This window comes from Candidatus Arthromitus sp. SFB-turkey, from assembly GCF_001655775.1.
GTDB classification, from domain to species: Bacteria; Bacillota; Clostridia; order Clostridiales; family Clostridiaceae; genus Dwaynesavagella; species Dwaynesavagella gallinarum.
Map to the genome: position 1 here is coordinate 1 of NZ_LXFF01000021.1, position 14807 is coordinate 14807.

The following is a 14807-nucleotide window of genomic DNA, read 5'->3' on the forward strand; positions in this document are numbered from 1 at the left end:
AAATATAAATAATAATAATAAATAAATCAATCCATTTTAATATAAAAAATAATAATCATGATTATTATTGAATATTTGTAAGAAATTATGTATAATGGTTGAAGTTAATATCTATTTTGGTATTAATGTTACTTTCTTGGTATCAGGAAAAATATTTTAGAGTTTGGTTTAGTATTATTTTTAAGTTTGCAATTAATTTATTTCATAGAATTGAAAGTAATATTTATTTTGTAAATAATTCGACACGAAAATGTTAATTTATAACTTTTGTTAATGTTTTGTAATTTTATATAATAGAAAATTTTTAATTTTAAAACCTTAGTTTGTAAAAGATGGAGCATCTAAAAATGTAGATGCTCTTTTAATTTGAAAGCGTGGTAGTTGTAAAAAATTTAGGAAAGTTACACTCAAGTTATATAAGTGTTAGTTTAAAATTTTAAAAAATAGAATTGTAAGAAAAATAGAGAAAAAATAAGAAAATGTCAAAAAAATTTAAAAAATACAAATTAAATCAAACTATATAAATATGTTAAAAAAAGATTACAAATGTTATTATTGTATCAAGAGGAAATCATAATATAAGTTTCAGTAATAGTAAATAGAAAGTAATTTTTAACTTTGTTTTGAAAATTAGGAGGACAAGTATGAAATCTAAAAAATTAAGAAAATTGATTGCAAGTGTTGCTATGTTAGCGATGACTGCAGGAGTATTTGGAGGTGGGGCTTCAGCTTTAGCAGTTACCATACCAGAGTTTGAAAAGGGATGGGCAGTAAATTTGGATTCTAGGGTAACTACTATAAGTGGACAAGGTGTTCAGTTAACAACTGGTGTTACTAAAACAGAAGAAACTATAATGACTGTTGATAAGATTGAAACAGAAGTTTTAACGACTGATACTATTGTTAATGTTAATATTAATGGTACAAATACAAGTAGAACATATAAAGCGACTGATAGTGAAGGTGGAGTAGCTAGAGTAGGAGTTAGACTTGGTGGGAAGTTAGAGAGTTATTTACGTTCATATGTTACTGATGCGGTTTCAGAATATAGAGATAATGTAAATACAGTTAATGCTAATAGACATAATAATGGAACAAGTATAAAACCAGAGAAACAAGTAGCTCTTGGAGAACGTTTATATGCTGCACTTTGGGGTAAAAATTCTTCAGGAAATTGGTTGAATGAAAGTGTTAGATTTATAGTAACGTATGAGTTGAGTGATGGAAGAACTAGAACAACTAGTGTTGGATTGTCAGATATTACTTTAGATATGCCTGTGACTGATCCTGCTTCAATAAGTTCAGCTTCTGATTTAAGATCACTTGTTGATGAAAATGGATTGGTGTATTTAACTCTTAGAGGGCTTCCAAGCGATGTTACTATAACTAATGTTGAACTTGATTCGAGAAGTGATTTGCATGCAGTTACAAATGCAGCTGGAAGTGAATATTCAGTTCAGAAAACTTTAAATTATACTGCTGGAAGAGTTTCTATACCTGCATCTACATGGGTGTTAACAGATTCTTTATATCCAAGTGTTATCGTTAATGGAAAGTCAGAGAAGCAATTTTTGGATGCTGGAACTAGTAATGTAATTGAGAAAGATGAGCATTTCTTCGTTGATGTTGCGGGTACTACTGTTACTTTGGTTGATATACTAAAAGATACAGATAAGGTTGTAACAGGCGTTACGTTTACAGATAGAAGAGGAAATACTTATAATGGTGAAGTTGGAGATTTTGCTGAAGGTAAGTATAGAGAGACTCAAAACGGAACAGCGTATAATATAAATTACGGAACTAGATATAGAGATATTAAGATACCAGGTCTTAATACTAGAACAAACTATGAGTTTGAGTATATGGATATAACTTATAAATCAGGTGATGGAGAAAGAACTCAAAGAGTAAGATTTGATAATAAAGTTGCTACAGGTGAAGTTACAGGAAATAAATATTTGAGCGTAACTACAAGTGATTATGCAACTTCTCAAATTTACGCTTATAGATCTCTTATTAATGGTGCAAGTTCATTGTATCAAGTAAATGTTGGAAGAAATAGTTTAGAGTATTTAGTAAAAGTTGATGACACTACTAACCTTGATAGATTAGAAGTTAGAGGGTTAAGAGGTGGAGAAACTTATACAGTTGAAAATGTAAAATCAGAAGACGGTAAAAAAGATAAATCAAATTGGTTTGCAGTTAAAATAACTGGATTAGAGGAAAATAGAGATTATAGTTTCTTATCTCTTGAAACAGTTTATAACGAGAATGGAAGAGAAAGATATGGAACACCAATATCTTTAGGAAGATCATCTGATAATAGATACGATAATGTTCTATTCCCAGGAGATAATATAACATCATCTAATAACAGATACAATATGTTTGCTACTACTAATAATGGAAATGTATCTGAGCTTTGGATTGATTCTCAGCTAAAACATGAGTCTGTTCCAGGAGGAGTTAAATTCTATGGAAGAGTTAAAGATGCTGATGATATACTAGATAAAGTTAATGTTTATATAAATAATGGTGGAAGTTACGAAAGAATAGATGATTCTAATGTTAAGCTTGAAAAAACATACAGAATTGTTAAAGGAATTGATATTGATTCTAATGGTACATTAGATAGTACTAATAAAACTATAACTTATCCATATGTAAGTTCAGGCAATAATACTATATCAATTTCTGAAAATAGTGTAGAGTCTGCTTCTGAAATGGTTGAAATAACTATAACAGGTATTTCATCAGATAGATCAAGAGACTTTAGATTTGATTTTACAACAAAACAAGATGGAAATAGAGTTTCTTCTATTAGAACTGGTGATATTGGTGCATTTGGTTCTATACCTGCTGATAATACTAAAACTCAACAAACTGTAACTAGATATGCTAGTGGTAGAGCTGGAACTACTAAAGTTCAAGTTAACACATCAAATGTACAAGTTTCTGGTGTAACAACTACAACTGCTAATGTTACTGCTGGTATAACTAATCCAGATAAAGAGGCTATAAATGTAGAGGTAGCTGGAGCTACTGGAGTTACTGCTAAGTACAATACTGAGAAAAATATAATTGAATTATCTGGACTTAGAGCTGGAACTGAATATAAAGATTTAAAATTAACTCTTAAGTATGGAGATAAGTCTACTACAATAACTGTACCAGCATTTACAACTACAACTACAACTCAAGTTGAAGGCGGAGTTGCAGGATATGTTGCTAGAGTTTATAGAACTTTCTTTAACAGAGAGGCAGATCAAGCAGGATTATTATACTGGACAGAAAGATTGGCTGGTGGAGAAGAAACTTTATCAGGATTCTTGAGACAACTTTCATTTACACCTGAGTTAATAGAGAAGAATTTAACTAATACGCAATTTGTTGAAAGAATGTATGCTATAGTTGATAGAACTGGAGAGGCTGAAGGTGTAGCTTTCTGGGTTTCTGAAATAGAGAAAGGAATAAAAGAAGGAAATACTCAAAGTCAAGCTAGAGCAGCTGTAGTTGAAAGAATGTTAGATACTGATGAAGTTAAAGGTATTGCAACAAAGTTAGGAATTAAATTCTAATTATAATATAAAAAATAAAAATGAAGTTCAAACTTTGAACTTCATTTTTTTCGTTATTTATTTTGAAGAAAGCTATCAATTTGTTCTTTTAAAGGAAGTAAGATATTTTTAATAGCTTCAATGTTTTTGGGTGATTGTATTTGATTAAAATAGTAAAAAGCTCTTGTGTAATCCCTAAAACTTAAATATATAAGTCCTAGTGTGTGAAGTACGTGAGAATAAGTTCCATCGATTGTGTTAACTCTATTAGCTATATCTCCAACAGATTTTACCATAGTATTTATTTGTAAAAATTTATCGCTCATTACAGAATCATTTTCAAGTATTAATTTAAAATAAAAAGCATCTAAAGAATTTGGAATTTCATATTCCATAAGTTCAATTACTTCTTTCAATAAATCGTATTTTTTGTGTGAAACAGCTATTTTTGCAAGTAATGTTAAAATATTATAGTAAAAATTTTCAATTGAATTTTGAGTATGTTTTAGTTTTAATCCAGATTTTAAAATTTTAATACATTCATCTACGTCATGTCCTAAAATATTTTTTTCACGTCCTAAAAAATAATACCATCTAATTTTATTTGGTTCTAGTTTTATCATTTTTTCAAGTATTTCTGTGTTTCTTTCAGCTTTATTTTTTCCTTTAAATACATCAGGATGATATCCATCGTGAGTTAGTGTTAAATTAAGCATAATGTAGTTTATTTCTTTTTCATTTTTTGAAACAATTTCTTCATGTATTTTTCCATCGAATTTCATGTCATGTTGTTTATTGAAAATTCTTTTTGTTGTATTTATTTTTTGTCCAAGAGAGTCTATAGTAGGTGAGAATACAAGAGGATGTTCTTTATTTGCTTTAAAGTTTTTAAATAAGGATATTAAGTCTTTTATGAGGTAAAATTCACCTGTAGGCGTTTCATCAGCATCGATTGATAATATCCAATCGTTTGAAGATTTATCTATTAAAATATTTCTTGAATATGCAAAATCTTTTCTCCATTTATCATGAAAAATTTTAACTTCTGGAAACTTTTCTTCAATTATTTTAACTGTATTATCTGTTGAACCAGTATCTAAAATAAGTATTTCATCAGCAAAATTTGAAAGTGCATTCAAACATCGCTCAATACAACGTTCTTCATTAAATACAATTAGGTTTACACTTAATTTTATAGGCTCTTCATCTGAAAACATATTTATGAGATTAACAAGATCTTCATTAGTAAAATCATCTTGATAATTTGTATAATCATCATTTATAAAAAATTTCAATATATCAGGGCATGTACCATTTATAAAACCTAAAAGTTTTATACGTCTATTTAATTTATCTTCAAATTCTTTTGTCATTTCAAAATTATCTTCTTTTAGTTTGTTAAGTATATATTTGTGAAAATTTAAATTAAATTTAAAATAATCAATATCTATATTTTCTAGTATTGAATTTAGTGTCAACATTTTAAACCACCTTTCAGATATGATGTAAATTTTATAGACGTTACAAATTTTAACTTTAAAAAATTGTTAAAATCATTAATATATTTATTGTTAATTCTATAAAATTATAGCATTAACACATAATGTTTACAATCAATTTAAGAAGGCGTCAAATGAGGTGTTTATGAAAGGAATTATATTGGCAGGTGGGGTTGCAAGTAGAATGTTTCCTATAACTTTGTCTATAACAAAACAATTACTACCTGTTTATGACAAACCAATGATTTATTATTCTATATCAACTTTTATGATTGCAGGAATAAGAGATATTTTAATAATTGTATCACCAAACCAAATTGAAAATTTTAAAAATCTTTTAGGAGATGGTTCACAATTTGGTATAAACATAAATTATGAAATTCAACAAAATCCCAATGGATTACCAGAAGCATTTATTATTGGAGAAAATTTTATTAAAAATAATAAAGTTGCTTTAATACTTGGAGATAATATTTTTTATGGAAATGAATTTTCATATATTTTAAAAAATTCTATTGAAAAACATGATGGTGCCACTATATTTTTATATCCATCAAATAATCCAGAAAATTTTGGAGTTGTTGAATTTTCTGATGACAGAAAAATCATTTCTATTGAAGAAAAGCCTGAAAATCCAAAATCTAATTATATTGTAACAGGACTTTATTTGTATGATGAAAATGTATCATATTACTCTAAAAGTTTGAGAAAGAGTTCTAGAGGAGAATTAGAGATAACAGATTTAAATAATATTTATCTTAAAAATGAAAAATTAAATTATGAAATTTTAGGAAAAGGTTTTTCTTGGATTGATACAGGAACTTTTGATTCCTTGTATGAAGCGTGTGAATTTATAAAAATTTTAGAAAAACGTCAAGGCATTAAAATAAGTGTACCTGAAGAAATTGCTTATAGAAATAAATGGATTTCAGAAGAAGAATTATATAGACAAGCTTTTAAATATAAAAATAATTCTTATGGTAAATATTTAAATAAAATAATAGATGAAGGAAAAGCTTTTGGAGGAAAATATGTTTAAAGATTTGTGGATAAATGGAGTTAAAGTTTATGAACCTAAAATATTTGAAGATGAACGAGGTTTATTTTTTGAAAGTTATAACAAAAATTTATTTTTTAATAATGGAATAACATGTGAATTTGTACAAGATAATAATTCTAAATCTTTGAAAAAATATACTATACGTGGACTTCATTTTCAAATAGGAAAATATGCACAAGCAAAACTTGTAAGATGCACAAAGGGAAGTATTTTAGATTTTGTAGTTGATTTAAGAAAAGATTCTAAAACATTTTTATCGTGGGAAAAAGTTGAGCTTAGTGAAAATAATAAAAAAATGATTTTTGTACCTAGAGGATTTGCACATGGATTTATAACACTTGAAGATGATGTTGAAGTGTCTTATAAAGTTGATAACTTTTACAATAAAGAAAATGAACGTACGCTCATATATAATGATAAAACAATTAATATTGATTGGGGAATTAATTTGACTAAAGAAAATGTTATTTTATCTGAAAAAGATTTGCTTGGTAAAAGTATTGAGGAGTTAGATTTTTAAAAATTAAAAGAGTTGGAATACCAACTCTTATTTTATTTTTTATTCCTAGTTTATTTTAAAAAAATACTATATTATTCAGCTACATTTATAAATTTAAAATTATTAACATCAAAAACACCTTTATCTGTAATTTTAATTTCGGGAATTACAGGCAAAGATAAAAATGATAAAGTTAAAAATGGATTGAAATTTATGCTTGGACATAGTTTTTTTATTTCAAGATGTAGTTTTGATAAATCATTAATAACTTCTTCTGTAGATCTGTTTGTAATAAGTCCACCAATTTCTAATTTTAAATGAGAAATTAAATTGCCTTCATTTACAATTACAATTCCTCCGCCAATTTCTTTAATTTTATTGCATGCTAAAATCATATCATCATCATTTGTTCCACAAACAATTAAATTATGAGAGTCATGAGCTATTGTTGTAGCTATAGCACCAGAATTTAGTTTTAAACCTTTTACTACTCCAAGACCAATATTTTTAGTATTATTATGTCGTTCTATAACCCCAATTTTTAATAAATCTTTTTCAGTACAAGGAGTAAATTCACTTTGATTACTTAAAGTGGATACATCGATTTTTATGTGATTAGTTTTTAAACTATTAGGTATTATTTCAATTACATTTATAACTGATTTATTTTGTAAAGAAATATTGAAATGTTTTTTTGTAAGATTTGGTATGTTAATAGTTGTTTTGATATTTATTTCAAAATAGTCATCAGTTTTATTAATTAAAGAATTATTTTTAACTACTAAAATTCCATTTTTATATACAGATGATATTTTAAAATCGTGTAATGAATCTAAAATTAAAAAGTCAGCAATATAGCCTGGAGCTATCGCACCTTTTGTTCTTAAACCATAACATTCAGCAGGATTTAAAGTAGCCATTTGAATAGAAATTTCGGGATTTAATCCATTTTTTATACATAATCTTATTGAATTATCAATTGAGCCTTGTTTTAATAAATCATCTATGTGTTTGTCATCAGTGCATAAACAAAGTTTTCTACTATTGTGTATAGAGACACCTTTTATTAATTCTTTTAAATTTTTAGCAACAGTACCTTCTCTTATATGTACATACATACCACGTCTAACTCGTTCAATTAATTCATCGTAAGTATGGCATTCATGATCAGTTTTAATATAGGAAGTTGCATAAGTATTAAGTTTATCTATATCAAATCCTGCTCCATGTCCATCTATTATTACATTATTTTTATAGGCATCATATAATTTGTTTATCATATCGCTTTCGCAATTGATAACAGATTGAATATCCATGATTTCTGCGAGTCCTAATACTTTTTCATTGTTGTATAATGGTTTTAAATCTGAGCTATTTAATATTGCACCAGAATTTTCAAATGGTGTTGCTGGTACACATGAAGGTAACATGAAGTAAAAATCAAGAGGTATGTTTTTACTTAAATTAATCATTAAGTTTATACCTTCAACTCCTAAAACATTTGCTATTTCGTGAGGATCTACAATTATAGAAGTAATTCCGTGAAGTAGCGCGGTTTTGTAATATTCTCTTGGAGTTAAAAGAGATGATTCAATGTGAGCGTGTCCATCAATAAGTCCTGGACAAATATATTTTCCTGTACCATCTATTTCATTTAATCCGGAGTATTTTCCAAGGCCAACAATATATTTTCCGTGTATTGCTACATCTGAAACAAAAGTTGAATTTTGAAAAACATCAATAACAGTTATGTTTTTTATTACTAAATCACAAGGAATTTGCTTTGATGAAGCTTTTATGTTTTTTATATACGTTTCTTTATTCATTTATAAATCCACCTTTATAAAAATAATTATAACCCTCGTGGATTTTGAAATCTTCATAGCAAATATCATTTACGGTGATATTGTAGATACGCTTAAACCATATTATTAAGCTTATACGAAGGTTATTATTTAATATTATAGTATTATTTAAGTTTAACTACAAAGAAATTTTATTTTGGTTTAATATTGCTATTTATAAAGTGGAAGTATTTTAAGTTTTATAGTAGACTTAAGATGAATTAAAAATTTTTTAGTTGTGTAAATTTGCTTCATAAAAATTAGTAAATTTTTTAGAAATTAAATTTTTAAACTAGGAGGATTTCATGAAAATTTGTGTAGCTGGTGGAGCTGGATTTATTGGGAGTAATTTTATTCATTACATGATTAACAAATATAGAGATATCCAAATTGTTTGTATAGATGCTCTTACTTATGCTGGTAATCTTGAAAATTTAGAAATTGTTAGAGAAAATACTAATTTTAAATTTTATAGGGGAAATATTTTAGATAATATTTTTTTAGATAAGGTTTTTTCAAAAGAAGATTTTGATGTTGTAATAAATTTTGCTGCTGAATCTCATGTTGATAGATCTATAAAAAATGGAAAAATATTTTTAGAAACCAACGTAATAGGAACGAAAAATTTGATGGACATGTCTTTGAAGTATAATTTAAAAAGATATCATCAAATTTCTACTGATGAGGTATATGGAGATTTAGAGATAAATGATGCTAAATCATTTTCTGAAGAAGATATTTTAAAGCCGTCCTCTCCTTATTCTGTTTCTAAGGCATCAGCTGATATGCTTGTTATGAGTTATTTTAGAACATTTAATTTACCTGTCACCATATCTAGGTGTTCAAATAATTATGGGCCTTATCAATATCCAGAAAAATTTATACCTGTTATTATAACTAAAGCTATAAAGAATGAAAAAATTCCTGTGTATGGAAAAGGAGAAAATATTCGTGATTGGATACATGTGTATGATCATTCAATTTCTATAGATAAAATTATAAGAGAAGGTAGAATTGGTGAAATATATAATGTAAGTTCTAGAAATGAAATTAAAAATTTGGATTTGGCAAAAAAAATATTAGATATTTTAGATAAAGATTATTCTTTAATAACATTTGTTGAAGATAGACTAGGACATGATATTAAATATTCAGTTAATAACGAAAAAATAAGAAATGAGTTATCTTTTGAGTGTAGTGTGGAGTTTTCAAAAGGATTGGAAAATACAGTAAATTGGTATTTGGATAATTTAAATTGGGTAGAAGCAGTTTTGAAAGATAAATATATAGAGGTTTAAAGTATTATGATTTTTGTTACTGGATCTAGTGGACAATTAGGATTTGAAATATGTGGAGCACTAAAGAATTTAAATATAAAACATTATCCAATAACTAGAAATGATTTTGATTTAATTAATAAGAATGATGTATTTAGATTTTTTGAAAATAAAAATGTGGATTGTATAATTCATTGTGCAGCTTATACAAATGTTGACAAAGCAGAAAGTGAAAAAGAGTTATGTAGGGCTGTAAATATTGAATCAACTAAAACTTTGTTACAAATATCAAAAATGTTATCTTGTAAATTTGTTTATATAAGTACTGATTATGTATTTGATGGAAAGAAGGATTCACCGTATGAAGTAGAAGATTCTTTAAACCCTATTAATTATTATGGGTATACAAAAGCCAAAGGTGAGGTATATGCTATAGAAAATTATTTTAATACTTATGTAATTAGAGTATCTTTTGTTTATGGAATTAATGGTAGAAATTTTGTTAAAAGTATAATTAATTTATCTAAAGAAAATAGTGAAATAAATGTTGTATGTGATCAAATTGGTTCTCAAAGTTATGCTAAACATTTAGCATATGGAATTATTAATATAGTAAATTCAAATAGACCAGGAATTTATCATTTAACAAATGAAGGATATTTTAGTTTTTATGATTTTGCAGTTAAAGTATTTCAAAAATTAGGAATTAAAGCTAGAGTAAATAAAATATTATCCAAAGATTATAAAACAATTGCTAAAAGAGGATTAAATTCAATGTTATCTAAGGATTGTTTAACTAGGAATAATATACCGCATTTATTGAGTGTTGATGATGGGATTTCGGAGTTTATAAATGAAATGAGGTTATAATTAAGTGAACTATAAAAAACGAAATATTATTGGAATTGCTTCATTCGTTGTTATAATTTTAGTTATGTTAAATTTTAATTTCTTTTTGGAGATATTGAATTATAAGATTTTAGGTATAAAATTTATAGGGATAAAAGGAGATGAGCTATTTTTATCTGAACTCAGTGAAATAGAATTAACTAAGAGTGAGTTAGTTGAGTATATAACAGATAATTTAAATCAAATAGGAAGTAAAAAATTACAAAATTTTGATTTCTCAATATATGTTAGGAATATAGAAGAGGAAGATAAATTTTTAGAAAAATTAAGAATACCTATAGATGATAATTTTGATGAAAATTTATATCAAAGTTTAGATTTGATTCCTAAAAATGAGGAATTGTTATTTAGATTTGTGTTGTATTCAAAAGATAAAACGTACATGAGTAAAATATTTTCTATAAAACTTGTTGATGAACTTTATAAAAATGAAGGTAAAATTATTTTGGAATTAAATGAATTTTCAAAAAATGGAACAATAAGCTCAGTTAGTGTACCTAAATATTTAAATTTAGAAGAAAATTCTAAAATAAATGTTACTGCTAAGTATAATGAATTGGCTATAACAGGGTTAAGTGCTAGGTATGATGTAAAAAATAATAATATTGTAGTTAGTAATTTGGTTCCTTTAAAAGAGTATTCGTATGTTGAGTTTACTACTAGAAATAGTGATAGTATTGATATTATTTTGAATATAAGAAATTTTTTAATGCAATCAGAGAATGAATTACAGGACTATTTATCAAAAATTTATTTAAATTCTTTGAATAGATATCCGTATGAAAGTGAGTATGTGGAAAGTTTAAATAAATTGTCAAATCATGAGATTTCTATTAATGAGTTTTTAAGTGGAATTATTTTGAGCGAAGAATTTGATAATGTTAACAACACACCTAAGCAAATAGTAGATAGTATATATTTTCTTGTAAATAAACAACGTATCAACGGTAGATTATCTACACTTATGCTAGATGAATTTAATCATGTTTTATTAGATAAAAATACTAGAAATAATGCGAAATTAGAAATGCTTAATGATTTTTTAAGTGATGAGGAAAGTTTAAATTATATGGAAACAAAATTAAACGTTAGAGTGGAATAACTTTAAAAATAAAATTATTTAATTTAGTAAATTTTTTTTAAAACATCTCGATTATGAAATCATAAACGAAATTAAATAGAAGTTAATAAGTTTAACGGGTTAATGTACTGAAATTAAATTTAAATACTTTCAAGGAGGAAGAGATGTTAAGTAAGAAATTTACTAAAAAATTAGTTGGAATGTTGATGTCTATATTATTATTTTCAACTTTTTGTGTAGGACCTGGTACTAATGAAGCTTTTGCAGTTCCTGCTAGTGAAGATAGATATATAGAAGGAGATAAACAGTTTAGTGTAAATCTTTCATCTACAGAAATTCCTGCTGGTGCTAATCCAGGTGCTGTTGATTTTAATGGTAATGGTAAGTATGATGATGGTGAGGTTTTACCACTAAAAGGAACAGAAGATTTTACAGTTCCTAGCTCTGTTACGAAGGAAGAAGAGAACTTTATTGATGTAGTAGGAGTTGAAGGAGGAATTTTAAGAAATAATACAGTTGTTATAAGAGAAGATATAGAGGATTATAAAAAGACTTATTTAAGGGATATATCTACAAGTGGATACATTTATGTCAAAGTTAAGTTTGGTGGTAATGTTGCTGCAGCTCTTAAATCTACTTTAGATAAAGCGGTAGAAGAAGTTAAGAAAAATAAAACGCTTCTTTCACAGGGGAAAGGTAGTCAGATTTCTTTAATAGATCAAGAAACACTTGCAACAGTTATTCAGAATTCACTTGGAATGGTTAATGATTCAAAAGAATTAATAAACAAAGATGTTTATTTAGCGGTAAGTTATACAACAGGTTCTAAATCTGAAGTTAAGAAGATTCCTATTCAGGATTGGTTGATGGATACTACTACAGCTAAAATGAATCAGTATACAAATAGTTATAATGCACCTAAGATAGTTGACGAAGCAGGAAATGTTTATCTTAAAATTTATGGTTTACCATCAGGAAGTGAAATAACAAAAGTTCAACTTGAAGGTACCCTTTCTTTCCCTTCATTGGTAGAGCAAAGTGTTGTTAAGAAAATTTCTCAACAATCAAAGGTTACAGAAAAATCTGGTATAATTCCATTTATAGATCCTATGCTTACGGAAAGTATAAATATTGATAATTCCAATTCATTAGATCCACTTACAATAAAGTCTACAGTTTCTTATTTTGTTGATATAAGTGTGAATAGTAAGGGAGAGCTTACTACTGATGGAAATAATACTATCGAATATTTAGGGCCTTTTTCTGATGATGATGAGGCTCATGGATATGAACATGCAAATGTACGACCACTTGAAGATGCTATTGCATTTTATGATGTTATATATGATCCAGAAAATACTATAAAGAGAATACAAGTAAAGGATTCTGAAGGAAATCTTTATTCAGCTAAAATATTAAAAGAAGATACTAAAATTGGCAAGATGCAATCTTATGCTAAGGTAGATGATTTAGTTAAGGATCCAGAAAAAAATTCTACAAATTATAAAGATTTTGCTATAGAAGAATTAAAACCTGGTACAGATTATAAGTTTACAGAATTGATAGTAACTTTTAACTCAGGAGATGGAGATATCAATAGAAGATTTACCAATTATGATCCAATTTCAGTAAATCCAATTGTAATTAGAACTATGGGGTCATCGCCAGATACTCAATCAGGTGAATTATTGAAGTCTTTTGAACTTAAAAATATTACACCAACAAAAGCAGAATTTAAAATAGAATTTAATGATCCAGATGGAGTAGTAAAAGATGTTAGAATTGAAGGAGATTCAATAGCAAGTTCTGTTTATGACTCTAAGAATGATCTTGTAAAATTATATGGATTAACTCCAAATAGTGAGCAAAAAGGATTTGAATTAGTTGTTACTCTTGTAGATGGTGAAGAGTTAGGTATGGAATTAGAGCCGTTTACAACTAAGAGAGTTACAAATGCAAAAGATTGGATTGAAGGGTTCTATCATATATTCTTCTTAAGAGATGGAGATCCTGATGGTATGGCATATTGGACGTCTAAACTTTCATCACATGAACTTACAGTTAATTACTTTACTGCAAATATAGTAAATGAAAAGGAATATAAAGAGAAAAACTTAGATAATGCTAAATATGTAGAGCGTATGTATAGATCTGTTACAGGAAGAACTTCTGATGCTGAAGGACTTGCATGGTGGGTTAAAACTCTTGAGCAAACTATAGTAGAACTTGGAGATAGAACAGCAGCAATGCAAAATATATCTGCTAGAATGCTCGGAGAATCTGAGACAAAAAACTTCTTGTATAGCATTGGATTAAAAGTAGAATAATTTTTAAAAAGCATGTACTTAATTTGTACATGCTTTTTATTGTTTTTTAATTAGAAATGAATTAGTATTTATGTGTGCAATAATTAGTAGGAGAAAATTTTGTGAATTTGTTAAAGAAAATTGATTCAAGATTTTTAATGGCTAATTTTAATTTTTTAAGTGAAATTAAAGTTAAATTATTAAATGAAGATTTATTATGTAAATTAAATAGGAGATTGGAAGTTTTAAAATGTATAGAAAGTGTTTCTAAACCTTTAGAAGTTTATTTTTATGGAAGTAATTACAAATATGTATTAGATAAACTTTCATTGAAAGAGGTTGAATTTTTAGCTAAAAAAATTTTATTTTATGAAAAGAAAGAGATTGATATAAAAACTTTTTCAGGTTTTGATGAAATGTTTTCAAAAATTTCAAAAAAATCTTATGATAAGATTAAAAATTGTGCAGAGGGAGAAAGTTTTTTAGTTAGTATAAATTCAAATTAAATTTTTATGAAAGATTAACACCAGGTGGATATATTTTTATACATGATTATAATCATAAGGCTTTTGGAGGAATAAGAGAGGCTGTTAGAAAATTTGAAAATATAATTGGAAAAAGAATTAACAAAGTTCCAATTTGTGATCTTGCTGGAAGTTTAATTATAACAAAATAAGAGTATAAGTACATGAAATTTATTTCATGTACTTTGTTGTTTTTGGTTATTTTTTGTTTGAGAATAAATATAAATGTTGTGTAATAATAAAATACGGAG

General features: G+C 26.6%; 10 protein-coding genes and 1 riboswitch. Of the genes, 8 read left to right on the top strand and 2 right to left on the bottom strand.

Going from position 1 to position 14807, the window contains the following annotated elements; genetic code table 11:
* Nucleotides 1-644 precede the first annotated feature (644 nt).
* Nucleotides 645-3578, top strand: a complete 2934-nt coding sequence (locus A6P36_RS03990) for a DUF4214 domain-containing protein (protein WP_066761250.1) — start codon at nucleotides 645-647, stop codon at nucleotides 3576-3578.
* Between the two features lie 53 nt (nucleotides 3579-3631).
* On the opposite strand, the gene A6P36_RS03995 is transcribed toward A6P36_RS03990, so the two are convergent.
* Complete coding sequence (locus A6P36_RS03995; protein WP_066761252.1) at nucleotides 3632-5038, bottom strand: glycosyltransferase; 1407 nt, start codon at nucleotides 5036-5038, stop codon at nucleotides 3632-3634.
* A gap of 163 nt (nucleotides 5039-5201) precedes the next feature.
* Between A6P36_RS03995 and rfbA the strand changes: the two genes are divergently transcribed.
* Nucleotides 5202-6095 carry a glucose-1-phosphate thymidylyltransferase RfbA gene (rfbA, locus tag A6P36_RS04000; protein WP_066761254.1) on the top strand — a complete coding sequence of 298 codons (894 nt, stop codon included), beginning with the start codon at nucleotides 5202-5204 and terminating at the stop codon, nucleotides 6093-6095.
* Nucleotides 6088-6636 carry a dTDP-4-dehydrorhamnose 3,5-epimerase gene (rfbC, locus tag A6P36_RS04005; protein WP_066761255.1) on the top strand — a complete coding sequence of 183 codons (549 nt, stop codon included), beginning with the start codon at nucleotides 6088-6090 and terminating at the stop codon, nucleotides 6634-6636. Before rfbA ends, rfbC begins: the two co-directional genes overlap by 8 nt.
* A 71-nt stretch (nucleotides 6637-6707) precedes the next feature.
* On the opposite strand, the gene ade is transcribed toward rfbC, so the two are convergent.
* Nucleotides 6708-8441, bottom strand: a complete 1734-nt coding sequence (gene ade, locus A6P36_RS04010; protein ID WP_066761259.1) for an adenine deaminase — start codon at nucleotides 8439-8441, stop codon at nucleotides 6708-6710.
* Between the two features lie 36 nt (nucleotides 8442-8477).
* A riboswitch (purine riboswitch) is annotated at nucleotides 8478-8580 on the bottom strand.
* Nucleotides 8581-8764: 184 nt separating this feature from the next.
* On the opposite strand from ade, the gene rfbB reads away from it, so the two are divergent.
* The 5 genes from rfbB to A6P36_RS04035 all read left to right on the top strand — a co-directional run bounded on the left by rfbB (nucleotide 8765) and on the right by A6P36_RS04035 (nucleotide 14538).
* Entirely contained in the window at nucleotides 8765-9757 is a 993-nt protein-coding gene (gene rfbB, locus A6P36_RS04015) for a dTDP-glucose 4,6-dehydratase (RefSeq protein ID WP_066761260.1), read from the top strand.
* A gap of 6 nt (nucleotides 9758-9763) precedes the next feature.
* On the top strand, nucleotides 9764-10606 hold the full coding sequence (gene rfbD, locus A6P36_RS04020) for a dTDP-4-dehydrorhamnose reductase (protein WP_082917610.1): 843 nt from the start codon (nucleotides 9764-9766) through the stop codon (nucleotides 10604-10606).
* Nucleotides 10607-10610: 4 nt separating this feature from the next.
* Nucleotides 10611-11747: a hypothetical protein gene (locus A6P36_RS04025; protein WP_066761263.1), complete on the top strand. Its 1137-nt coding sequence runs from the start codon at nucleotides 10611-10613 to the stop codon at nucleotides 11745-11747.
* A 143-nt stretch (nucleotides 11748-11890) separates the two neighbouring features.
* Entirely contained in the window at nucleotides 11891-14053 is a 2163-nt protein-coding gene (locus A6P36_RS04030; protein WP_066761264.1) for a DUF4214 domain-containing protein, read from the top strand.
* A 101-nt stretch (nucleotides 14054-14154) separates the two neighbouring features.
* Nucleotides 14155-14538, top strand: coding sequence for a hypothetical protein (locus A6P36_RS04035; protein ID WP_066761266.1), 384 nt, complete (start codon nucleotides 14155-14157; stop codon nucleotides 14536-14538).
* The last annotated feature ends 269 nt before the right edge of the window (nucleotides 14539-14807 follow it).

Bases quoted from the DNA above. Each gene is read 5' to 3' on its own strand.
- ade (WP_066761259.1), bottom strand. From the start codon at position 8,441: ATGAATAAAGAAACGTATATAAAAAACATAAAAGCTTCATCAAAGCAA.
- A6P36_RS03990 (WP_066761250.1), top strand. From the start codon at position 645: ATGAAATCTAAAAAATTAAGAAAATTGATTGCAAGTGTTGCTATGTTA.
- A6P36_RS04030 (WP_066761264.1), top strand. From the start codon at position 11,891: ATGTTAAGTAAGAAATTTACTAAAAAATTAGTTGGAATGTTGATGTCT.
- A6P36_RS03995 (WP_066761252.1), bottom strand. From the start codon at position 5,038: ATGTTGACACTAAATTCAATACTAGAAAATATAGATATTGATTATTTT.
- rfbD (WP_082917610.1), top strand. From the start codon at position 9,764: ATGATTTTTGTTACTGGATCTAGTGGACAATTAGGATTTGAAATATGT.
- rfbC (WP_066761255.1), top strand. From the start codon at position 6,088: ATGTTTAAAGATTTGTGGATAAATGGAGTTAAAGTTTATGAACCTAAA.
- rfbA (WP_066761254.1), top strand. From the start codon at position 5,202: ATGAAAGGAATTATATTGGCAGGTGGGGTTGCAAGTAGAATGTTTCCT.
- rfbB (WP_066761260.1), top strand. From the start codon at position 8,765: ATGAAAATTTGTGTAGCTGGTGGAGCTGGATTTATTGGGAGTAATTTT.